The organism is Marisediminicola sp. UYEF4 (genome assembly GCF_040546025.1).
GTDB lineage: Bacteria > Actinomycetota > Actinomycetes > Actinomycetales > Microbacteriaceae > Marisediminicola.
Map to the genome: position 1 here is coordinate 83,939 of NZ_JBEPNA010000001.1, position 22,728 is coordinate 106,666.

Sequence of the window (22,728 nt, forward strand, 5' to 3'; positions counted from 1 at the left end):
CATCCTGGGGGAACAGTGACACAGAGGCATCGCGCTCAACTGAGCGTATTTGGGCTCGTCATGTCGATTCTGGGGGCAGTGCTCGGTGGTGGATTCGCATCGGAGGCCGCGCACGCGGCCCCATCGGCATCCGTCTCGCTGAGCCAGACCAGCGGGCCTGTCGGCACCGCCGTGACGGTGACCGGCAGCGGGTTTCCGAAGAAGAAGCAGGGCACGCTGACCGACGGGTGGTCGTCGATGGCGTTCACCACCTCAGCGAGCGGCTGGTTCTCGGTCACCTGGGTCATCCCCGAGACGACGGCTGCCCTCGTCGCGGCCACCGCGACCGTTGGCACCGTCTCGAGAACCGCCACCTTCACGGTGACGTTCAGCCCGGTATCTGTCGAGGTGCCGCCGACGCCCGCTCCCGCACCGTCGCCGACCCCGGCGCCCGGCACCGCCCCACAGGTCAGCGCCTCGCTGCTGCGGTTCGGGGTCACAACCCCGGGAGGTGCCGCGGCGTCCGCGGAACTGGACCACGTCGCATCCGTCGTCGGGGAGGCCCCGTCGATCGTGATGTCGTACAAGGACTTCACCCAGCCGGCCCCGATCGCCGAGCTCGATGCCGTCGCGGCCCGCGGCGCAACGAGCATCATCACGTGGGAGCCGTGGCGGTGGGGGAACGGAGTGAACCAGCCCGCCTTCACCTCCGACCGCATCGCCGCCGGCGACTTCGACGCCTACCTCTCCAGCTGGGGAACGGCGCTCGCGGCCTGGGGCAAGCCCGTGACCCTGCGCTACGCGCACGAGGCGAACGGCAACTGGTACCCGTGGGCCGACGCCGCCAACGGCAACTCGCCCGGCGACTACGTGGCGGCCTGGCGGCATGTGCACGACGTCGTTGCCGCGGCCGGCGCCAGCAACGTCAGCTGGCTGTGGAGTCCGAACGTGCCGTATACCGGGTCGACGCCGCTCACCCAGCTCTACCCCGGAGCCGGATACGTGAACACGGTCGGCCTCGACGGCTACAACTGGGGCGCGTCCGCGTCGTGGAGCACGTGGACATCTCCGTCGGCCCTGTTCGGCCCCGGACTGTCGCAGCTGCGCGCGATCGCGCCGGGAACGCCGATCCTGATCGCGGAGACGGCCTCGGCGGAGGCGGGCGGGTCGAAGGCCGACTGGAACACCGCGCTCGTCGGCTACCTCGCCGCGCAGCCCGACGTGACCGGATTCGTCTGGTTCCACCACAACAAGGAGACCGACTGGCGCATCGACAGCTCGTCCGCGTCCGCGGCCGCTCTCGGCGCAGCGCTCGCGGCGCGGGAGTAGCGCCTGCCCGGATAATGGGGGAGTGACCGATTCCGAGTGGCGCCTCGCGGCAACCGCCCGCTGCCCGTGCCTCAGTGCTCTGCAGTACGGCGAGTGCTGCGGCCCCTTTCACGATGGCTCGGCGTTTGCGCCGACGGCCGAGCGGCTGATGCGCTCGCGCTACTCCGCCTTCGCTGTCGGCGACGCGGGCTATCTGCTCGCGACCTGGCATCCGAAGACCCGGCCGTCCGAGCTCGAGCTCGATCCGGGCCAGCGCTGGTATCGGCTCGAGATCGAGGCGACGAGCCGCGGCGGGATGCTCGACACCGAGGGCACCGTGGAGTTCCGGGCGTACTCTCGCGCCGCCGGCACCGCGAGCGAACAGCATGAGATGAGTCGCTTCGTGCGGGAGGGGCGCCGCTGGGTCTACCTCGACGGAGCGTGAGCGGCGGCGGCCGCGGGCCTCGCAGATCGAGAGTCGTGGCGGCGCCTGTTCACAGACCTGCCGCCACGACGATCGAAAGGGAACCCGTTGATCCCCCGCCGTGGCAACCACGTCGGGTCGTGAATGCGGATGCCGACGGATACCGCAATCTCCGCATCGAGATCGCAACACCGCGGCACCGTTGGCGGGGGATCGTTCGGGTGCAACACCCGTTAACCATGTTGCGCAGCACCGGCGGGCGCGGCCAGTGACAAAGGTCCCGAGCGGGCTGTGCCCGTGCGGGAAGAGCGCGTGCGGCGGCATCCGGAATTCTGCCTATGATTATGCAAACAAATGGGAAAAGGACCGCATGGGCGAGCAGTCGGGCAGTGAGATCCGCGGACTTTTGCATGGCCGGTATCGCCTGTTGAAGCTGCTCGGTCAGGGCGGGATGGCGAAGGTCTTCCAGGCCCACGACGAGTTTCTCGGACGTGATGTCGCGGTCAAGGTGTTCCGGTCGAATGCCGTCGCCGAGAACGACCTGCGCCGCCAGAAGGACGAGATCAACGTGCTCGCCGGGCTCAACCACCACAGCCTCGTGACGCTGCTCGATGCCGCCGTCGACAAGACGGTTCCGGCTGAGCCCCGCATCTTCTTCGTGATGGAACTCGTCGAGGGCATCGACCTTCGCGAGCGCATCGAGAAGGGCGGGCCCGTCTCGTCGCGCCACATCGCGCAGATCGCCAGCGACCTCGCCGAAGGCCTCGAGTTCGTGCACAATCGAGGCATCGTGCACCGCGACATCAAGCCGGCCAACATTCTCATGGTCGACTACGACGACAACGCGACGACGGCCCGCGCGCGGCTCACCGACTTCGGGATCGCGCTGCGCGCGGAGTCGACCCACATCTCGGCGGAGAACGCCGTGACCGGTTCGGTCGCCTACATCAGCCCGGAGCAGGCGCTCGGCGAGCCGATGGGAGCTCCGACCGATATCTACTCGCTCGGCCTCGTGCTGCTCGAGTGCTTCACCGGAAAGCTCGAGTACCCCGGCCCGGCGGTGCAGTCCGCCGTCGCGCGGCTCATCCGACCCCCGAGCCTCGATGCGGTGCTCTCGCCGGAGTGGCGGGAGGTTCTCGCCGCGATGACGGCGCGCGAGCCTGCCGATCGACCCGATGCCGGCGAGCTGGTCAAGGCGTTCCGGCAGTTGGTCTCGGCCGAGTCGGGCCGCCACGCCGGCCCGATGGATGCGCCGAACGAGGCGGGCCGGATGGACGCCGTTCTCCGCTACGACCTGCTCGATACCCCTCCGGACGGCACCTTCGACCGGATCACCGCTGTTGCCGCGCGGGTGTTCGGTGTGCCCTTCGCGATCGTGAGCGTCGTGGACACCGACCGCGTGTGGTTCAAGTCGAGGCACGGCGTCGATGCGGAGCAGATTGGGCGGGACCCGGGACTGTGTGCGTCGGCGATCCTGCAAGACGAGCCGTGGATCGTCGAGGATGCCCGTACCGATCCGCGCGCGCTCGCGAACCCACTCGTCGCGGGCGAGTTCGGGATGCAGTTCTACGCCGGAGTCCCACTGACTACCAGCGACGGCTTCAGCCTCGGCACCCTGTGCGTGATGGACGTCAAGCCGCGCACGGTGACGGCGGACGAGATCGCAACGCTCGAGGATCTCGCCGCGATGGTGATGCGCGAGCTCAACCTGCGCTGGGAAACGCGGCTCGCGGCCCGGTAGCTCAGATCTGCAGCTCGTCGACAGGGTGACCGGATGTCGCTGAGCCTTGTGCGCGGCCCGCTGGTCCGATGTTGCCGGCTAGTTGACGATGAAGTACGCGATGGCGGCGAGGCCGACGACGACGATCACGATCCGCAGCACAAGCGGGGGGAGGCGCTGGCCGACCCAGCCGCCGATCTGTCCACCGAGGATCGCGCCGATGGCGATCACGCCGGCCGCGAGCCAGGCGACTTGCGAGATGAGCACGAACACGATGGCCGCGGCGCCGTTCGCGGTGGCGGCGAGCACGTTCTTATAGGCGTTCGCGCGCTGCAGTGATCCCGGCAGCAGGATCGACAGGGAGGACAGCAGGATCACGCCCTGGGCTGCCCCGAAGTACCCGCCGTAGACGCCGGTGAGCGCGGTCGTTGTGAAGAGCGCGACCCGGTTCTTCGGTGCCTCGTCGCGAGCGAGCCGGCGCGCGGCGATCGTGCGCTTGATCCGGGGACCAAATACGACGAGCAGCAGGGCGAGCACGATGAGCGCTGGCACGACTCCGTCGAACACCTCCGCGGGAAGCTGCAGCAGAAGTAGTGCACCGGCGAGCCCGCCTAACGCGGAGAAGGTCGCAAGCGCGAGCACCGGCTTGAGTTGTCCTTTGAGCTCTTTGCGGTAGGCGATCGCCCCGCTGATCGAGCCGGGGAAGACGCCGACGTTGTTCGTGACGTTGGCCAGTACCGGGGGATACCCGAGGGCGAGCAGCACGGGAAACGTGATGAGCGAGCCAGATCCGACCACCGTGTTGATGATCCCGGCGAGGGTGCCCGAGACGAACAGCACGACGACCTCGATCCAGCTCATGCGGCGCTGCCGGGGGCGGATGCTGCGGATGAACTCACGATGGACCCTCTGCTGTGCTGGATGAGTGAGGGCAGCCGATGCCGTCAATTCTCATCGTGCCACGCGCAGAGCGTGCTGGGGAAATCAGTGCCGAGTACCGGAACCCCGCCGGATCACGGTGGGGTTCCGGTTTTGCCTCCGGCCGCGTCCAGCGATTTCTTCATCACGATTTTTCATTCGGGTAGTGGAAAGCGCATGGTGACGAGCGAAATCCCGAACCCAACTCCGCTAGACACCAGTCAGAAGCCGCCGTCCGTCCCGCGTTTGTCCGGATGATTCGGAATTGCAGCATGGAAGGTCGAGAGGCTCCTCGATCAGGCCTGTTTGCCGGGTCGCGCCCGTTTGCCGGGTCGCGCCCGTTTGCCGGGTCGCGCCCGTTTGCCAGGTCGCGCGCACCCGGCGCGGGTGATCGCGGGTGATCGCGGGTGATCGCGGGTGGTGCCGGTGCCGGGGCCGGGGCCGCGATTGGCGCCGGCTGCCGGTGGGCAGACTACTGCGCTCGACGCTGGGCGGATCGTTGTTTGAGCGCCCGCATGTCCGGGTTTCGACTGGCGAGGAGGATGAGCTCCCGGTTGGGGTCGACATCGGCGGGCGGTCGCATGTAGTAGTCGGCCCCCTCTCGGATCACCTGCCACCCATTGTTGTGCAGGAGGAGGTGATGACGTCGGCAGAGGAGGATTCCGTCTGCGATGTCGGTCTTGCCGTCGTCGCGGAGCCACTCATCGATGTGATGAGCCTCGCAGTAGGAGGGCGGACGGTCGCAGCCGGCGAACATGCATCCGCCGTCCCTGAGGGTCATTCCGATCCGTTGACGTTCGGTGAAGAATCTCTGGTTTCGGCCGACGTTGACGCACTGGCCGTCGTTGTCGAAGCCGACGGCGATCGTGCCGGTGTCGCACAGGTGGCGTTCCACGGTTGCGAAGGACACCGGGTCGGGGTGGCCTTCGAGTCGGCCATGTCCGGCCCCGGCATGAAGGTGCTGGTCGGTGACCATGACGCGCACGGCGGGGCGGCGGCGACCGAACATGGTGCCGGGGTCGGCGTCGACGGCGAGACGGATCAGGTCGACAAGGCCGTCGGCGGCGATCTGCTCGGTTGACCTCGGGTCGTTGAGCAGCTCCTCGGCCGAGGCCTTCGCCGTGAGGTCGACGAACCGTGGTCCGCCGCGCCGCGGGGAGAGGATCTCGTCGAACGCGGTAGCCACGATCATGCCCTCCTCGGGAGGCAGCCGGAAGCTACCGCAATACATGCCGGCCGGGTCCCACCAGGTGCGCACGGATCGGAGGTCGCGCCGCTCCTTCTCGCGCCGCTCGATGCCAGCCTCGTCGAGAGAGTCGCGGAGCTGGCGAGCCCTGCGGTAGAGCTGCTCGGGAGTCAGGCCGGTCGAGGTCGCGATGAGGTGCTCGCACGCCGCCGTGAGCGCTTCGGGGGTAACGGCGGGGTCGACGTCACCGAGCGCCCTCCTGATTGACTCGACCGCGTCGATCGACAGGGTTCCGGCGGCGAGCGCGGCGGCGAGAGGCGCCTGCCACGGCGGCGGCGGTGGAAATTGCGGGAGGAAGCGGCCGCTGCCGTCGATGCTGCCGTCGCCGGTGCCGTCGCCGGTGCCGTCAAGCCCAGCATCCGGACCGCCGGCCGCAGCGACTGCTCCGTCGTCATTTGCGCCATCCGCGTCATCGAGACGGGCGGCGCTCGCCGCGAGTTCCGCTGCGGCCTCGGACTCGGCGATGAACGACCCGATCCGCATCAGCTTCACGGCCTCGATGCGCGAAATGTTGGCAATGGACTGCAACATCGCCTCAGGCGATACGAAGCCGGCCTTCTGGGCGAGTCCGGAGTGGCCGTACTCGGGGGTCGAGCGGTGGGCGATCTCGCCCGCGGCCATGGCGGCGTACCGGTCGACGCAGCGGCGAAGGGTCGTGATGGCCGACTGCGCGGTGAGCAGGTCGGCGGAGGTGAGGCAGCGGAGGGCGAACGACTCATCGCCAAGTGAGGCGACCCGGGCAGCGGACTCGCGAAGTGACGACGAGAGCGACTCGGAAAGCGACTGCGGGAGTGGTTCCGGCAGTGTCTCCGAGGGTGAGAGCGAGGTTTCGTCCATGTCACAATTTTCGCACATTCGAATGTATGTTCGAAAGAGGTTTGGCCAAATGGGGATAAGAACTTCTCCACAGGGCCGGTGCAGAGAGGTTGGGCCCGGCCACCCGTTGCGCCCCGGCCGGGCGGGAGTGCAGTTGTGATGCCGACGTTGAGGAACTACACGGCCTCGCCGAGCAGGCGCGGCCCGGATGCGCCGAGGTGCAACACCCCCGCCCGTGCCGACTCGACCGCGGCGCAGACAGCGCCGGCGGCCACGGAGCCCGCTCCAAGCGAGGAGAGGACGAGCTCGGGAACTGCGAGGTCGACCTCACCCGGCAGGAGCGCGCGCGCCACCTCGGCGACCTGGTCGAGGCTCTCTGCCACCGCCCCGGCGACAATGACGCGGGAGGGATCGTACACGCTGCCGAAGACAGCCGAGATGCGCGCCAGCAACGCGCCGGCGCGTTCGACGATGCTTCCCGCCCAGGTGTCGCCCGCTCTCGCCAGCTCGAGCACTACGCGCCCGGTGATCTGGCTGGGTGGCACGTCGGCGAGCGGGTGGCCGGCCGGGATCTCGCCTGCGGCGGCCGCGTCGCGCGCCCAGCCGGTGAGCCTCAGACCCATGCCCTCGGCACTCTCAACTCCGACAACGTTGTCGAGGGCGACCATTTCGCCCGCTCCACCATGGGCGCCACGCACCAGCCGACCGTCGATGACGACCCCGGCCCCGAACCGATCGCCGGCGAGAAGCACGACGTAGTCGCGGCAACCGATCGCCGCACCGACAGCCCCCTCGGCGACGGCGGCGAGCGAGGCGTCGTTCTCGAGACGGACGATCGGCACCCATTCCTCGAGCATTCTTCGCAGGGCGGGGTTCATTCGCTGCCAGAAGCCGTCGCGGTGGTCGGGGGACTCGCCGCGGGAATCGACCGGTGCTGGCACTCCAACGCAGACGGCGAGCACGCTCTCCCGGTCGCGTCCCGCGGCCCGGAGGGCCGAGTCGACGGCCGCAAGCACCGCAGCCCGTCGCTCGTCCGCACTGTCGTGGGTCGTGTCCAACTCGAGCGTCTCGCTGGCGATGGCCTCGCCGCGGAGGTCGGCGACTGTCGTTGTGAGGTGCGAACGGCCAGCGTCCATGCCGATGACGACGGCCGCGTCGGCGCGCAATTCGAACCGCCGCGACGGGCGTCCCTTGCGGTACTCGCCCACGGCCCGCGCGTTGGGCAACTCACGTAGGAGTCCGATATCGATGAGCTCGTCGAGCGCGTCGATCGCCGTGGAGCGTGTCAGCCCGGTCGCGGCCATGGCATCCGTGCTCACGAAGACGCCCGCTTCCCAGGCGAAGGCCAGCAAAGTGTCGAGGCTCGCCCGTGGGGGCGCGGGGGATGGGTGCGGCGGTGTCGACAAAGTACTTGACCCTTTCGTGCTCTTGTTGCATTATTATTGCAGCGCAGTTGATTTGATAGCTAAATCTAATCGACGAACAAACGAGCGCCTCTCGACGATGAGACTCGAAAAGGACAACGACGTGCCCAGACACCCCCGCCGCACACCCCGTGTGCTGGCCGCATCACTCGGCCTCCTCATGATCGGCTCCGGTCTGGTTGGCTGTGCGGGAGGCGGTGGTCCTGAGACGGTCCGCTTCCACCTCAGCAAGCCCGAAGCCATCCCGTACTTCCGCGAACTCATCAGCGAGTACAACGCCTCGCAGGACGACGTCGAGGTGGTGCTCGACTCGTCGTCGAATCTCCAGGCTGGTTTCCTCCGCGGCAACCCACCGGACCTCGGGCTGCTGAACTACAACATGGAGATGGCCCGTTTCATGGAGCGGGGCGCCTTGAGCGACCTCTCCGACATGCCGGAGGCCGACCGCATCCTCCCCGAGGTGCAGGAGCTGGTCGACCAGTACGCGAGCTACCCCGGACGCACCAGCGTGCTGCCCTACTCGGTGATGGCCGCCTCCGTCATCTACAACAAGGAGATCTTCGTGGAGCAGGGGGTGGAGGTTCCGGAGACCTACGACGAGCTCATCGCCGCCTGCGACCAGCTCGCCGAGGCGGGGATCACGCCGTTCTACGGCACTTTCAAGGATCCATGGACAGTGGCGCAGGGCTGGTTCGACTACACCGTCGGCGGCCAGGTCGACGTGGCCGGCTTCTACGAGGAGATGAACGCCTTGGGCACCGAGGTCGGTCCCGATTCTCCGGTCTCGTTCGAGAAGACGCTCGCCGAGCCGGTCGAGCGGATGCAGCTGCTGATCGACAGCTACGCAAACCGCGACGCGGCCAGCAAGGGCTACGGCGACGGCAACCTCGCCTTCGCCAAGGGCGAGGCCGCGATGTACTTGCAGGGCCCCTGGGCGTTCGGCGAGATCGCGAAGACGAGCCCCGACCTCGACCTCGGCACCTTCCCCCTGCCGATGACCGACGACCCGGCCGACCTTCAGGTGCGTGTCAACATCGACCTCGCCGCCTGGATCCCCGAGGCCTCGGAGAGCAAGGAGGGTGCGCGGGCGTTCCTGAGCTATCTCTTCGAGCAGGACGTGATGGATCAGTACAACGCCGCGCAGCTCGGCTATGGCACCACGATCGACGCGGCGCCGGTCACCGACCCGCGGATCCTCGGCATGAAGGAGTACTACGACAACGCCGACTTCTACCAAGGGGCCTCGAAGGCAATCCCGCTCACGATTCCCACAGAGAACTACACGCAGGGCATCGCGCTCGGCGCGGGAGTCGAGAGCACCCTCAGCACCCTCGACGGGGACTGGGCGCGACTGGCGCTCCGCCAATGATCCGCGACACGAGTTCTTCACGAGCCACCCCCCAGTTGAGACGATCTAGAAGGAGCCGAGCATGACAACGACGACAGCGGCGCCGCCGCAGGCCACACGCGCCAGGGGGGCCAACGCGGCGACTCCGAGGAAGCGACGGGGGGTCGAGGGAATCTACTACGTCTTCCTTCTCCCAAGCCTGATCATCTTCACCCTCGCCATCACCGTTCCCGCGGTCATCGGGATCTTCTTCAGCTTCACGAACTCCATCGGCTTCGGCGACTGGGAGTTCGTCGGCCTGATCAACTACGTGGCGATGTTCTCGGACCCCGCCATCCTGCAGAGCTACTTCTTCACCTTTGGGTTCGCGACGGTCACAGTGATCCTCGTGAACGCGATCGCGTTCCTGCTCGCGGTGGGCCTAACGGCTCAGATCAAGATCAAGACCGGGCTGCGCACGATCTTCGTGATCCCGATGGTTGTGTCGGGCATCATCATCGCGTACGTGTTCAACTTCCTCTTCTCGAACTCGGTGCCGGCGGCCGGGCAGGCGCTTGGGATCGACGCACTGAGCGAGAGCATCCTCGCCAACCCCGACCTCGCCTGGGTCGGGATCGTGATCGTCACCGCCTGGCAGGCCATCCCGGGCACGCTGCTCATTTACATAGCCGGACTGCTTTCGATTCCCAGCGAGGTGTATGAGGCGGCCGACCTCGACGGCGCTGGCAAGTGGCAGCAACTACTGCGGATCACGGTGCCGCTCGTCGCCGGGTACATCGTCATCAACGTGATCCTCGGGTTCAAGAACTTCCTCAACGCCTACGACGTGATCGTGGGCCTCACCAATGGCGGGCCCGGCACGGCGACCCGCAGCATCCCGATGACGATCGTCACCGGATTCACCGGAGGCGACTACGCCTATCAGATGGCCAACGCAACGATGTTCTTCGTCATCGTCGTGGTGATCTCTCTGATCCAGCTCCGGCTCACTCGTGGAAGGAACGCACGCTGATGTCTGTACAGCCCGCTCTCATCGCCAGGGACATCGACGCCGCCGCCACCCTCGAGGGGAAGGGGGCAAGAAGAAAGTATCGCGCCCAGGGAGGTGGTGGGAAGTCCAGCTGGTCGCTCACCATTGTGTTGCTCCTGTGCGCCGTCACCGTGATCATCCCCCTCTACGTGACCGTCTCGATGGCCTTCAAGACGCAGGGGCAGGCGGTCGATGGCAATGCCTTCTCGCTGCCGGCCCCCTTCAGCGTCGACGGGTTCGTCACCGCGTGGAACCTGACGGACTACCCGACGGCGTTCCTCGTGTCGATCCTGATCACCGCGGGATCGGTTGCGGGAACGATCATCCTCGGGGCTCTCGCCTCGTTCGCCATCTCGCGAAACTGGAATCGACGACTGTTCCGCTGGTCGTTCTACTACCTGCTCGCCGCGATGTTCATTCCCTTCCCGGTCGTCGCGCTCCCACAGATCCAGCTGACGGGGCTGGTGGGTCTCGACAACCCCCTGGGGGTCACGATCCTGCACATCATGTTCCAGCTGAGCTTCAGCATCCTGTTGTTCACCGCCTTTCTCCGCTCGATCCCGGCCGAGCTGGAGGAGAGCGTGCGGATCGACGGGGCCACCACCTGGCAGACCTTCTGGCACCTGATCTTCCCGCTGTTGGCTCCGATGAGCGCGACCGTCGGCATCTTCGCGTTCCTCGCGTCGTGGAATGACTTCATGATGCCGTCGCTCATCACCTCAGATCCGGCGCTGCAGACCCTGCCGGTCGTGCAGAGCATCTTCCAGACCCAGTTCAGCAACAACTACAACGTCTCGTTCGCCTCCTACCTCATGGCGATGGCGCCGGCCATCATCGTCTACCTCTTCACTCAGCGATGGGTGATGGAGGGCGTGACGCAGGGTGCCGTGAAGGGCTGACCCGGCATCAACCCGCCCGACGCATCCCGCGTCGGGCGGGTTCGCCTTTACCACCGCAAGAACGCTAAGGAGCAGCCGAGCCCGTGAGCATCGTCGACGTGCAGAACACCCCCAACCGCCGTGATATCAGCGAGGTGTCGCCCTGGTGGCGCCAGGCCGCGGTCTACCAGATCTATCCTCGGAGCTTCGCGGATGCGAACGGCGACGGCCTGGGCGATATCCCCGGCATCATCTCGAAGGCCGACTACCTCGCCGAACTCGGCATCGATGCGGTGTGGTTAAGCCCGTTCTATCCGTCGGCTCTCGCCGACGGTGGCTACGACGTTGCCGACTACCGCGGCGTCGATCCCCGGCTGGGCACTCTGGCGGACTTCGACGACCTCGTTGACGCCTTGCACTCCCGCGGGATCAAGGTAGTTGTCGACATCGTGCCGAATCACAGCTCCGATCAGCACGTCTGGTTTCAGGAGGCGCTCGCCGCCGGCCGAGGGTCGGCTGCCCGCGAACGCTACATCTTCCGCGAGGGCACGGGGCCGGATGGTGCGCAGGCGCCCGCCGACTGGGACTCGAGCTTCGGGGGACCTGCGTGGAAGCGGGTCGAGGACGGCCAGTGGTACCTGCACAACTTCGCCATCGAGCAGCCGGACCTCAACTGGTCGAACCCGGAGGTCCGCGCCGACTTCGTGACGACGCTGCGGTTCTGGTCGGATCGCGGGGTCGACGGGTTCCGCATCGACGTTGCGCACATGCTCACCAAGGACCTGACCGAGCCGTTGCCCTCGCAGGCCGCGCTCGATGCGATGCCGCGGGACGGCCAGCATCCGATGGTCGATCGCGACGATGTGCACGACGTCTATGCGGAATGGCGAAAGGTGTTTAACTCGTACGACCCGCCTAGGACGGCGGTCGCCGAGGCCTGGGTCGACAAGGGCAGGGTTCCCCTCTACGCGCACCCGGAGAGCCTCGGGCAAGCCTTCAACTTCGACCTCCTCGAGGCGGACTTCGACGCCGACCAGTTCCGCAGCGTCGTCACGGCGAACCTCGAGTTGGCGGCGGCATCCGGATCCTCGAGCACATGGGTGCTCTCGAATCATGACGTGGTGCGGCACGCGACCCGCTACGGCCTCGCCCACCCCGAGCGCGATGCGGAGGGGCGGCCCGCCCTCAAGCACGGTCTCGAGTGGCTGCGCTCGGGCGGCGCGACGTCCGAGCTCGACCGCGAGGTCGGGGGCCGGCGGGCGCTCGCCGCAACGCTGTTCATGCTGGGCCTGCCTGGGTCGAGCTACATCTATCAGGGGGAGGAGCTGGGCCTGCACGAGGTCGCCGAGATCTCGGATGCCGAGCGGCAAGACCCGACCTTCTTCCGCAGCAAGGGTGCCGACCGGGGCCGGGACGGATGCCGGGTGCCCCTCCCGTGGAACGCCGACGGGCGGGCATTTGGCTTCGGTGACGGAGGGTCGCACCTCCCGCAGCCGCCGTGGTTCGCCGGCTACGCGATGTCGGGCCAGCAGGGCGACCCCGCGTCGTCGCTGTCGATCTACCGCCGCGCCCTCGAGCTGCGTCGCGCTCTGCAGACCGACGAGAAGCTGCAATGGATCGGGACCGGGCGCACCGATGTGCTCCGCTACCGTCGCCCCAACGGATGGGAGGTCGTGACGAATTTCGGCTCGGAACCGTTCGCGCTTGACCGCGACGACGCCCTGATCTTCAGTGCCGCGCCGCGCGAGGGCGTGCTCCCCGGCGAATCGACGGTGTGGTTCGCTTCGAACGACGACAGCTGAGGGCCATACGTCGCCCGCGGGGGTCGATTCATCCAGACGCACCGACGCGATTGCAAGGGGCAGGGTGTCAGTGCTCGAGGGTCTATCGTGGCGAGAATGAAGAAGGTCACGCACGCGGGTGGATCGATCGTCACGGGGAGCGCAGTCGCCGACGCCCTGGTTGAGTACGCAACGCGGACGGGGCGGTGGGCTAAGCGCGTGGCCATCGATATCCCGGTGCTCGAGGATGACGGCGCGGTGGCGGTGCACACGATACTTCTCGGTTCGGCGAGCGCGCTCGTCACCTCGGAGATCGACGGTCCGGTCGACGCCGTCGAAGAGGAACGCTTTCCGATGCCAAAGTTCCCCACTCTGGGCGCCGTCGCCGTGCCGGTGCCCCAAGCGGAGGTGGACGCCTCCACGGAGGAGCTCGCTGACGTCATGGTCTCGATCGAAGTAGACCTCGAGAGCGCGGCGGGGCACGACCCGCTCGAGCAGCCGTAGCTCGCGAGCTCGGTGAGTGACGGTTTCCCCCCGCTCGCGCGGGTGTTACTCATCCGCGTGCATGTAATCGCACCAGCGTGAGTGAACAACACCCGCCCCACTGTCGGGCCGCCCCTCGCTCCCGCCCCGCCCGCCACTGCCCCGCCACCCGCCCCTCACTGCCGCACCGCCGGCCGCTGCCGCACCGCCGCATCCAATTGCGGCGCCGTCGCCTCGGGCAGAACCCGCATCACCCGCCCCGCGACCCGCTGCCCATCCCGGGCGGGCGCGATGATCGTCCCGCGCCGACCCGCGGCATCCGGCGCGTCTCCGGCACCGAGCACCTGTACCCGCTCGCGGTGCTGGTGCCAGATCGCGGCGGTCCACGCGCAGAGCACCGCGTCGAGCATGTCCTCCCGGTGCTTGTAGGCGGCATCGACCAGCGGCGACGGCTCGAGCAGCGACCGCGACACCTCGTGCGAGGCGAGGTGCAGCGGGGGAGTGGCCGTGCCGAGCTCGGCCATCCGCCGGATGAGCTCATCGCACGCATCCGCCCTCGCCTGCCGCCGCAGCGCTGAGGGCAGCGACCTGTCGAATCGCTTGTACCGCGGACGCTTCTCCTCATAGCCCAGCTCGGCCATTCCGACGATGGTCGTGTACGGGTAGCACTCGAACATCGTGCGCTCGAGCGGGGCGGGCGGGCGGATGCCGTCGGTGTAAACGAACCCGCGCGCTTCGAGCTTCATCCGCAGCGCCACACCGCCCTGCCAGCCCAGCGCGGTGTTGCTGGCGTTCGCGGCGACGTGCCAGCGCCCGTAGCCCATGCCGACCTGCCGCTCGCACAGTCGCATGCCGGAAGCGTTATGCACCACGAGCGGCGCATCGATCGCGATCACGGCGCCGGGCGTCGCGACCTTGACGATCCACTCGGCGACCGCGTCGATGCCGCGCGCCCAGCCGGCGTGCAGCACGGTGCCGGTCTCGTCGATGAGCGCGAGACCGGTCTCCTTCGCGGGGCGCGTCGCGGTGCCCTCGCCCCAGGCGAGGTCGATGCCGAGGTAGTGGGTCATGTGCGCTTTCTCTGCGAGTGGACGGGGCCGGGGCGAGGCCCGAATCGATCAACCTGAGAGCACCCTGTTACCGTCGAGGGTCAGCGCGGATGCCCTGAAGCTACACCGTCGTAGCAATTCTGGGGGATTTCCATGTCAACACGCAGCGAGAAGCGAGCGACCGGGCCGGTCGCCGCGTTCATGCGGCCGATCAACTCGCTCGTTGAGAGATTCATCCCCAGCGCCCTTGTCTTCGTGATCGTGCTGACCGTGCTGGTGGCCATTCTGGCCCTCACACTGGCCGACGCCGGCCCGGTCGACGTCATCCGCAGCTGGGGCGACGGCCTCGTGGGCCTCCTCGCGTTCATGACCCAGATGGCGCTCGTCCTCCTCCTCGGGCGCACCCTCGCCAACACTCGGCTTGTGCGCAGGCTGCTCACCAAGCTCGGCGGCGTGCCGCGCAACGCCGTTCAGGCCTATGCTTTCGTTTTCATCGTCGCATCCATTGCCTCGCTCATCACTTGGGGTCTCGGCCTCGTCGTCGGCGGACTGCTCGCCAAGGAGGTCGCAGCCCAGCTGCGGGCCCGCGGCGTGCCGCTGCACTTCCCACTGCTCGTCGCCGCCGGATACTCGGGCTTCGTCGTCTGGCACATGGGCTACTCCGGATCGGCCCCGCTGACCGCCGCGACCGAGGGCTCGTTCCTCGCCGAGCAGATCGGCCGCACGATCCCGCTGACCGAGACCACCTTCTCGCCCTGGAACATCCGTGCGGCCGTCGCGACCATCATTGTTGTCGCGCTCGCGCTCACCCTCGTCGCCCCGCGCAAGGACGCGCCGATCTTCGAGCTGGCCTTCGACGCCCGCGAAGCGGATGCCGCGCCCGACGAGGTCGTGACGCCCGCCGACCGGCTCGACGCGAGCCGTATCCCGACCCTCATCATCGGGCTCGCGCTCGTGGCCTACCTCGTCGTCCACTTCGTCGGCGGAGGCACCCCAACCCTCGACATCGTCAACTGGACGTTCCTCGGCCTGATCTTCCTGCTGGTGCACAACCCCTTCGAGCTGATCCGCCTCGTGAAGGATGCCGCGTCGAACGTCGGCGACATCCTTCTGCAGTTCCCGCTGTACGCCGGAATCCTCGGCATGATGACCGGCTCCGGCCTGATCGCTGTCTTCTCGGACTTCTTCGTCGGCATCTCGACGCCGGCCACGTTCGGCCTGCTCGCGCTGCTCTCCGCGGGACTCGTCAACTTCTTCGTGCCCTCCGGAGGCGGGCAGTTCGCCGTGCAGGGGCCGATCATGCTGGATGCCGCGGAGCGCCTCGGCGTCGATCCGTCGGTCGCGATCATGGCCGTGTCGTATGGCGACCAGTGGACGAACATGATCCAGCCGTTCTGGGCGCTGCCGCTGCTCGCGATCGCGGGTTTGAAGATCCGCGACATCCTGGGCTACACGACTGTGACGTTTCTGGCCGCGGGGCTCGTGTTCGCGGCGACGATGCTGATCGTGGGCGCCGGGTAGCGGATGCTGCGGACGCGGCGCTCGTCCGCACGGGTGCTGTCGCGCGGGCCGCGACCGCTCCCGCGGGCGCTGTTCACTCATGCGGCTGTTATCGCACCCGCATGAGTGAACAGCATGCGCGCGAGCGTTGCGCATCCGCGGACCTACGCCAGCCCATCGCCAGGAGCCAGCGCCGCCCGCACCTCGACGAACCGCACCAGGAAGCGGCGCTCGTCGAGCTTCTTGCGTCGCATCCAGCTCGTCACCTCGTCATTGCTCTTGCTCGCATTGCACGGCCCGCAGGCCGGCACGATGTTGCCGAGCGTGTAGCGCCCGCCGCGCGAGATGGGTTGCACGCAATCGCGCTGCAGCGCCCGGTCGGATGCCCCGCAATACGCGCATCCGCCCCACAGTTCCTGCAGGGTCGCCCACTGCTCCGGAGTCAGGTCGTGCTCGACCAGGGCCATGCGCCGCGTGCGGCGGCGGGCGGCCTTGGCGGCGCGGCTGTTCGGGTGGGGCACAGGAATCAGCGTAGGCGGATGCCGGGGCAGCGGAGTCAAGACCCGAGTTCCCTCCTCCTTGACAGGCCCCCCGAGCGCGGTGCTACCGTGCGCTATCGGCATCCGTTCGGCTCGGGGGGATGCGCGGGATGCCCGTTCCATGATCCAGGAAAGGGATGTTGCAAAATGAAATCCATGAAGGCAATTGGAGCGGCGGGACTCGTCGCCGTCGCCTCGGCGGTACTCGTCCTCGTCGGCGCAACTCCGGCGATGGCCGCCCACACGCACGTCATGAAATTAGGCAACGGGAGTTGCGTCGTGATCGCCGAGGGCTCGGGTGAGGCCTCGGTCGAACTTCCCGCGGCCGTGTTCGACAACAACCCCAACGTGGACGTCGGCCAGGTCGCCGGGCGGATGCACCCGCTGCACGTCCTGGTGCATCTGGGCACACCCGGTGAGCAGCAGAAACTCTACGTGCTGGGCTCGCCCGCTGCGATCGCCGCGTGCGGCACGGACTTCGTCAACCGGTAGCGAGGCGGCGCAACTCGCACCTGACAGTCGGCCCGGGCAGAGGATTCCGGCGCCCACACGAATGTCACGGCCTCCCCGCAGCCAGAGCGCGTCGGCAAGGGGAACGCCGTCCATTCTCCTGCGCCCACGTCGCCGGCCGTGGTCACGGCCGCACGAGAATCGTCAAAAAGTTTTCAACAACCCCATGTGCCACAGTCCGCGCCGAGAATACACTGGTGGCGCTTCCGATCCTGTCTCTGGGCCACCCGACCTCACGCAGGATCGGGCTGACCCAGATGGGATTACAACCATGTTCAGAAAGCTAGCCTTGGCCGCCGGCGTCGCGACCGTCGCATTGATGAGTGTCGCGCTTCCCGCGTATGCCGCACCACTCTCCGGAGCCATCTTCACGACCGATAGTTCCGGCACACCGGTCAATCTGAATATCTACCAGGATAAGCAGGACGTCTATCTGAACGGCGGACCCGGAATCAACGCGCCGGACAGTGCCGCCGGGCTCCCCGCGGACATTTACTCGTTCCAAGTCACTGACCCCTCGGGCAGGACGCTTCTCTCCAGCGATGCAGTCTCCTGCCGACAGTTCAGCGTCAACGCCCTCGGCGTCATAGACGACGTCGTCGGTGCCTGTGTGCATGCCACGGGTTCCGACGGTGAGGACGGCGGTGCAACGGTGCAAATGTTCCCCTACGCCGACACTCCGAACAACGGGGGGGTCTACAAGGTCTGGGTGACACCGACCTCGCAACTGGATTGTTCCGCACCCGGCAACAAAAACTGCTTTGTGCCGAGATTCAGCAAGACCGACAATTTCAAGGTCCGTGACTCGCGAATCGTGGAGATCGACACGCGCTTCTGGAAGCACGGCTCTCCCGAGCCGGTGGACGGACTGCTCGCAGTGTGGACCGACACCAACGGCGCCAGCAACGACAAGTACTCCGAGTACAACCCGGCTATCCTCGCCTTCCACGAGGCCCACGTCGAGGCTGCCGAGCAGGGAACTCACACGATTCAGGTGAGCGACCAGAGCGGCTGCACGATCGATTATGTTCTTGGGGCGAATGGGAAGACGTACATTCCCGCCGGCGGAACCGTGCTGGTCCCGGTCGTTGTAAAAAACCACAGCGCGGGCAACGCCACGTACTTCGTCGACGTGTACTGCACCGAATGAGGAAGCGAATGGCTCGCTGATCGGCTGATGGCGGCGGCACCGACTGCGGTGCCGCCGCCATCTGCTGTCGTGCGGGACATCGTCGCCGAGGAGCGCCCCCGGATCGACCGGCGAACTGCGTCAAGGGATAGGCACACGCGCAGTGAGCAAACATTTCCATTGACATCTACAAAAACGTTCATGTAACCTCAATCCACCAACCACAAAAACGTTTTTGGAGGAGTTCGACGATGAGCAACCGAGTGGGAATCAGGGACGTGGCGGCCGCGGCCGGCGTGTCTGTCACCACCGTGTCGCACGCGCTGAGCGGCGGCGGCGCTCTCAGCGAGGGAACCCGCCAGCGTGTGCGGGCCATCGCCAGGGATCTTCGCTACGCCCCCAACCGCCTTGCGAGCGGACTGCGCAGCAGCCGGTCGCAAACCATCGGGTTCGTCAGCGACGAAATTGCGACCACGCCGTTCGCCGGCCGCGTCGTGCTCGGTGCGCAGGAGGCAGCGGCGGAGTTCGATTGGGTGCTCATGGTCGTCAACTCCAATCTGGATCCTGATCTCGAGAGTCGCGAGATCCGCGCCCTGCTCCAGCACCAAGTCGACGGCATTGTCTACGCCCGCATGTACCACCAGAAGGTCGTTCTTCCCGATACGCTCGCGAGCGTGCCGACCGTGCTGCTCGACGCGGAGAGCGATGCGGTGGCGATCTCCTCGGTCGTTCCCGACGAGTGGGGCGCGGCGCGGATCGCGATCGAGCACCTCATTGCAGCGGGCCACCGTCGCATCGGGTACCTCGCCAATGAGGACGACATCCCCGCGACCCACAGCCGCCTCGCTGGTTACCGCGACACCCTGAACGCCAACGGAATCGCCTTCGACGAGTCGCTCGTCGCGACGAGTGGGTCGACCGCCCAAGGGGGTCGCGCGGCGGCATCAGCCCTGCTGTCTCGGCGCGAGCGGCCGACCGCGCTCTTCTGCTTCAACGACCAGATGGCCATGGGCGCGTACCAGGCTGCATCGCTCGCCGGGCTCAGCATCCCGCACGACCTGTCGCTCGTCGGCGTCGACAACTTCGAACTGATCGCCGGCGCACTGTTCCCCGGGCTGACCACCGTCGCACTTCCGCACTTCGAGATGGGGCAGTGGGCGATCCGTCGACTCCGCGCCGAGCTCGATGCCGACGACACCCTCCAGCCGGAACACGCGCGCCTCGTCTGTCCCCTTGTGCAACGAGAATCGGTTGCCCCGCCCCGCGATGACGCGAGCGCGGGGCAACCGCACTAGCTTCACGGCCGCTGAAACGACCGTGACGATCGGCCACTCCCGCCGATGATCCACCCTGACACCCAACCAAAGGAACCAAGAATGAAGCTCGCAAAGAAGCGCCTGATCGCGGCAAGTCTAGCCGCGGCATCCGTCGTCGCCACCCTGGCCGGCTGCGCGACCACACCTTCCGGCGGGTCGGATGGCGCCGACGGCGTGCTGACCCTGTGGACGCACAATGCCGGAAACCCGGCAGAGCTCGAGGCGATCGAGGCGATCGTCGCGGACTACAACGCCAGCCAGGCCGACACGAAGATCGAGGTGCAGGCGTTCCCGCAGGGCTCCTACAATGACTCCGTCGTGGCCGCCGCGGCCGCGAACAAGCTGCCCTGCATCGTCGACATCGATGGGCCCAACGTGCCCAACTGGGCCTGGGCCAAGTACCTCGCACCCCTCGAACTCAGCGTCGACCTCGACAAGAACCTGCCGAGCACGCTCGGCGTCTGGAACGACGAGACCTACTCCGTGGGCTACTACGACGTGGCCCTGGCCACCTTCGCCCGCAAGTCCGTGCTCGAGGACGCCGGCATCCGCATCGCGACGATGGAGGAGCCGTGGACTGCCGAGGAGTTCGATGACGCGCTTGAGACCCTCAAGGCGGACGGGAGCTGGGACTACCCGCTCGACCTCGGCACCGCCGGCACCGGGGAATGGCTGCCCTACGCCTACTCGCCGTTCCTCCAGTCCTTCGGAGGCGACCTGATCGACCGCTCCGACTTCCAGAGCGCCGAGGGAGTGATCAACGGCGAGGAGGCCATCGCCTGGGCCGAGTGGTTCCAGGGCGTCATCGAGAACGAGTACGCCGCGGCGAAGAGCGGCGAGGACTCCACGCTCGACTTCCAGAACGGCCAAAGCGCGATCCTCTACACCGGCAGCTGGGCCGCCACCAGCACCCGCGAGGTGCTCGGCGACGACCTCGTCGTCATGCCGACAGTCGACTTCGGCACCGGTCCGAAGATCGGCGGCGGCTCGTGGCAGTGGGGCGTGACGACCGGATGCGCGGACGCCGAAGCCGCCATGGACTACCTGTCGTTCTCGCTGCAGCCGAAGTACATCGCCGCGGTGTCCGAGGCGACCGGCACGATCCCCGCCACGGTCGAGGCCGCCGCGCTCGTGCCCGGGTATGAGGAGGGTGGCGAGCTCGCCGTGTTCCGGGAGTTCTCCGAGGCCTATGCGGTGCTGCGCCCGGAGACCCCGGCGTACCCGTTCATCGCGACCGAGTTCGCCAAGGCGACCCAGGACATCATCAACGGCGGAGACCCGCAGAAGACCCTGGACGCCGCCGCGAAGGCGATCGACCAGAACATCAAGTCCAACGACGGATTCACTCAGGAATAGCCCGTCTCGAGGGCGCGTCAGGTATGGCGCGCCCTCGACTCCGGCTGAGAGGAAAACCATGACTTCCGCAACGGCGCCAGAGTTGGCGCGAACACCTTCGGCATCCGCCCCGACCAGCACCAAGCGCAAGCGCGGCAGGAGCGAACGCCGCGAGGAGATCGTCGGTCTCACGATGCTTGCGCCGGGAGTGCTGCTGCTCGTCGTCTTCATCTTCGTGCCGGCGCTGCTCGCCTTCGGGCTCGCCTTCACGAACGCGCGCCTGGTCTCGCCGTACCCCGCATCGTTCAGCGGCCTCGAGAACTTCGCCCGCCTGTTCGCCGACGAGGCGTTCTTCCGCGCATTGCTCAATGTGGCCTATTTCGCGATCGTCGTCGTGCCTCTGCAGGCTGGTCTCGCGCTCGTTATGGCGCTGCTCATCAACGTTCAGACCAAGGGCACCACCTTTTTCCGCACGGTGTACTTCCTGCCCGTCGTCACGTCGATGGTCGTCGTGTCGCTCCTCTGGCTGTTCATGTACCGCCAGGACGGCCTGGTGAACATCATCATCGGACGACTCTCGTTCGGGCTGATCGAAGGCCCGGACTGGCTCAACGACACCGCCACGTCGATGCCCGCGATCATCCTGATGTCCGTGTGGCAGGGGGTCGGGTTCCACATGATCATCTGGCTCTCGGGCCTGCAGACGATCTCGGCCGAGCTGTACGAGGCGGCCGACATCGACGGGGTGACGCGCTGGCAGCGATTCCGGTACATCACCTGGCCGGGCCTCAGCGCCACCAGGAGCCTCATCCTCGTCACCATCACGATCGGCGCGCTGAGCCTGTTCACCCAGGTGAGTGTCATGACCCAGGGTGGCCCGCTCAACTCGACGACGACGGTCGTGTACGAAGCCGTCGAATCCGGGTTCAGGCAGCAGGAAACGGGATACGCATCCGCGATCTCGCTCGTCTTCTTCGCGATCGTGCTCGCCATCGCCGCGATCCAGCGTTACCTGACCCGAGAGAAGGTGTGACATGGTCGTCATCCACCCTGTCGCCGCCCCGCCGGTCGCGTCCCCGGTCGGCCCACCGGCACGGCGCCGCACGACAAGGTCGGCCCGCACGCGCGGCTCCCGTCCCGGCGTCCTGAGCCTGCTCGCGCGCATCGCACTCGCCGTGGTCTTCCTGTTCCCGATCCTGTTCATGTTCGTCTCGTCGCTCAAACCCGACCAGCAGATCTTCGGCGACCTCTCGTCGATCGCCGCCTTCCTGCCGGTCGGCAACATCTCGATGGACAACTATGTGGCCGTCTTCGACCGGGTGCCGGCCGCCAGGTTCCTGATCAACTCGATCGGGATCTCGGTCGTCACGGTCGCCCTCGGGGTGCTCATCAACAGCCTCGCCGCGTTCGCCCTGTCGAGGATGCGCGTACGCGGAAAGTCGGTCATCCTCACCCTCATCATCGCGACGCTCATCGTGCCCTTCGAGACCCTCGCGCTGCCGCTCGTGTGGTGGGTGAACCAGCTTCCGGCGTTCCAGTTGGATGCCTCCGGCTTCGCATTCACGCAGGGCTGGCTCGACAGCTATCAGGTGCAGATCATCCCCTTCATCGCCAACGCCTTCTCGATCTACCTATTCCATCAATATTTCGAGTCGATTCCCAAGGAGCTCGACGAGGCCGCCCGGATGGATGGTGCCGGCTGGTTCCGCATCTACCGCAAGGTGGTCATGCCGCTGTCGGGGCCGGCGATCGCCACGGTTGCGATCCTCACCTTCCTTCCCGCGTGGAATTCCTACCTGTGGCCGCTCATGGTCGTTCAGAGCGAGGAGTTGCGGCCGGTCATGGTCGGCGTGCAGTACTTCTTCCAGCTCAACGTCTCCTGGGGCGAGGTGATGGCGTACACCTCGCTCATCACGCTGCCGGTGGTCGCCCTGTTCATCGCGTTCCAACGCTCATTCGTCAACAGCATCGCGTCCAGCGGTGTGAAGGGATAGA

The 22,728-nt window shown here is 67.0% G+C and carries 20 protein-coding genes; 15 read left to right on the forward strand and 5 right to left on the reverse strand.

Annotated features, from left to right (window positions below):
• Positions 1-60: 60 nt before the first annotated feature.
• The 3 genes from ABIB15_RS00410 (at position 61) to ABIB15_RS00420 (ending at position 3,452) form a co-directional block, all read left to right on the forward strand.
• Positions 61-1,308, forward strand: a complete 1,248-nt coding sequence (locus tag ABIB15_RS00410) for a glycoside hydrolase family 26 protein (RefSeq protein ID WP_354474354.1) — start codon at positions 61-63, stop codon at positions 1,306-1,308.
• A gap of 22 nt (positions 1,309-1,330) precedes the next feature.
• Complete coding sequence (locus ABIB15_RS00415; RefSeq protein ID WP_354474356.1) at positions 1,331-1,732, forward strand: YchJ family protein; 402 nt, start codon at positions 1,331-1,333, stop codon at positions 1,730-1,732.
• Between the two features lie 349 nt (positions 1,733-2,081).
• On the forward strand, positions 2,082-3,452 hold the full coding sequence (locus tag ABIB15_RS00420; protein ID WP_354474358.1) for a protein kinase domain-containing protein: 1,371 nt from the start codon (positions 2,082-2,084) through the stop codon (positions 3,450-3,452).
• Positions 3,453-3,530: 78 nt separating this feature from the next.
• On the opposite strand, the gene ABIB15_RS00425 is transcribed toward ABIB15_RS00420, so the two are convergent.
• From ABIB15_RS00425 to ABIB15_RS00435, 3 genes are all read right to left on the reverse strand, one after another.
• Positions 3,531-4,292: a sulfite exporter TauE/SafE family protein gene (locus ABIB15_RS00425; RefSeq protein WP_354474360.1), complete on the reverse strand. Its 762-nt coding sequence runs from the start codon at positions 4,290-4,292 to the stop codon at positions 3,531-3,533.
• Between the two features lie 529 nt (positions 4,293-4,821).
• Complete coding sequence (locus ABIB15_RS00430; protein ID WP_354474362.1) at positions 4,822-6,432, reverse strand: DUF222 domain-containing protein; 1,611 nt, start codon at positions 6,430-6,432, stop codon at positions 4,822-4,824.
• A 155-nt stretch (positions 6,433-6,587) separates the two neighbouring features.
• A complete protein-coding gene (locus tag ABIB15_RS00435; RefSeq protein ID WP_354474364.1) occupies positions 6,588-7,763 on the reverse strand; it encodes an ROK family protein in 1,176 nt (391 codons plus the stop codon).
• Positions 7,764-7,914: 151 nt separating this feature from the next.
• On the opposite strand from ABIB15_RS00435, the gene ABIB15_RS00440 reads away from it, so the two are divergent.
• From ABIB15_RS00440 to ABIB15_RS00460, 5 genes are all read left to right on the forward strand, one after another.
• Positions 7,915-9,204: an ABC transporter substrate-binding protein gene (locus ABIB15_RS00440; protein WP_502908893.1), complete on the forward strand. Its 1,290-nt coding sequence runs from the start codon at positions 7,915-7,917 to the stop codon at positions 9,202-9,204.
• Positions 9,205-9,265: 61 nt separating this feature from the next.
• The gene (locus ABIB15_RS00445; protein WP_354474366.1) at positions 9,266-10,195 is read left to right on the forward strand and encodes a carbohydrate ABC transporter permease; all 930 of its coding nucleotides are present in this window, start codon (positions 9,266-9,268) and stop codon (positions 10,193-10,195) included.
• Entirely contained in the window at positions 10,195-11,112 is a 918-nt protein-coding gene (locus tag ABIB15_RS00450) for a carbohydrate ABC transporter permease (RefSeq protein ID WP_354474368.1), read from the forward strand. Before ABIB15_RS00445 ends, ABIB15_RS00450 begins: the two co-directional genes overlap by 1 nt.
• Before the next feature lie 83 nt (positions 11,113-11,195).
• Positions 11,196-12,893, forward strand: a complete 1,698-nt coding sequence (locus ABIB15_RS00455) for a glycoside hydrolase family 13 protein (protein WP_354474370.1) — start codon at positions 11,196-11,198, stop codon at positions 12,891-12,893.
• Between the two features lie 96 nt (positions 12,894-12,989).
• Entirely contained in the window at positions 12,990-13,376 is a 387-nt protein-coding gene (locus ABIB15_RS00460; RefSeq protein ID WP_354474372.1) for a hypothetical protein, read from the forward strand.
• A gap of 155 nt (positions 13,377-13,531) precedes the next feature.
• Here the strand turns inward: ABIB15_RS00460 and ABIB15_RS00465 are convergent, their stop codons facing one another.
• On the reverse strand, positions 13,532-14,425 hold the full coding sequence (locus tag ABIB15_RS00465; RefSeq protein ID WP_354474374.1) for a DUF429 domain-containing protein: 894 nt from the start codon (positions 14,423-14,425) through the stop codon (positions 13,532-13,534).
• Positions 14,426-14,557: 132 nt separating this feature from the next.
• Between ABIB15_RS00465 and ABIB15_RS00470 the strand changes: the two genes are divergently transcribed.
• Positions 14,558-15,925 carry a short-chain fatty acid transporter gene (locus ABIB15_RS00470; RefSeq protein WP_354474376.1) on the forward strand — a complete coding sequence of 456 codons (1,368 nt, stop codon included), beginning with the start codon at positions 14,558-14,560 and terminating at the stop codon, positions 15,923-15,925.
• 143 nt (positions 15,926-16,068) lie between these two features.
• Here the strand turns inward: ABIB15_RS00470 and ABIB15_RS00475 are convergent, their stop codons facing one another.
• Positions 16,069-16,425 carry an HNH endonuclease gene (locus ABIB15_RS00475; protein WP_354474378.1) on the reverse strand — a complete coding sequence of 119 codons (357 nt, stop codon included), beginning with the start codon at positions 16,423-16,425 and terminating at the stop codon, positions 16,069-16,071.
• A 174-nt stretch (positions 16,426-16,599) separates the two neighbouring features.
• Between ABIB15_RS00475 and ABIB15_RS00480 the strand changes: the two genes are divergently transcribed.
• From ABIB15_RS00480 to ABIB15_RS00505, 6 genes are all read left to right on the forward strand, one after another.
• On the forward strand, positions 16,600-16,935 hold the full coding sequence (locus ABIB15_RS00480) for a hypothetical protein (protein WP_354474380.1): 336 nt from the start codon (positions 16,600-16,602) through the stop codon (positions 16,933-16,935).
• 307 nt (positions 16,936-17,242) lie between these two features.
• Positions 17,243-18,103 (forward strand): hypothetical protein, encoded by an 861-nt coding sequence (locus ABIB15_RS00485; RefSeq protein WP_354474382.1) that lies wholly within the window; start codon positions 17,243-17,245, stop codon positions 18,101-18,103.
• Between the two features lie 230 nt (positions 18,104-18,333).
• Positions 18,334-19,377 carry a LacI family DNA-binding transcriptional regulator gene (locus tag ABIB15_RS00490; protein WP_354474384.1) on the forward strand — a complete coding sequence of 348 codons (1,044 nt, stop codon included), beginning with the start codon at positions 18,334-18,336 and terminating at the stop codon, positions 19,375-19,377.
• An 81-nt stretch (positions 19,378-19,458) separates the two neighbouring features.
• Positions 19,459-20,754 carry a sugar ABC transporter substrate-binding protein gene (locus ABIB15_RS00495; RefSeq protein ID WP_354474386.1) on the forward strand — a complete coding sequence of 432 codons (1,296 nt, stop codon included), beginning with the start codon at positions 19,459-19,461 and terminating at the stop codon, positions 20,752-20,754.
• A 58-nt stretch (positions 20,755-20,812) separates the two neighbouring features.
• A complete protein-coding gene (locus ABIB15_RS00500; RefSeq protein ID WP_354474388.1) occupies positions 20,813-21,766 on the forward strand; it encodes a carbohydrate ABC transporter permease in 954 nt (317 codons plus the stop codon).
• 169 nt (positions 21,767-21,935) lie between these two features.
• The gene (locus tag ABIB15_RS00505; RefSeq protein ID WP_354475108.1) at positions 21,936-22,727 is read left to right on the forward strand and encodes a carbohydrate ABC transporter permease; all 792 of its coding nucleotides are present in this window, start codon (positions 21,936-21,938) and stop codon (positions 22,725-22,727) included.
• Position 22,728 lies beyond the last annotated feature (1 nt).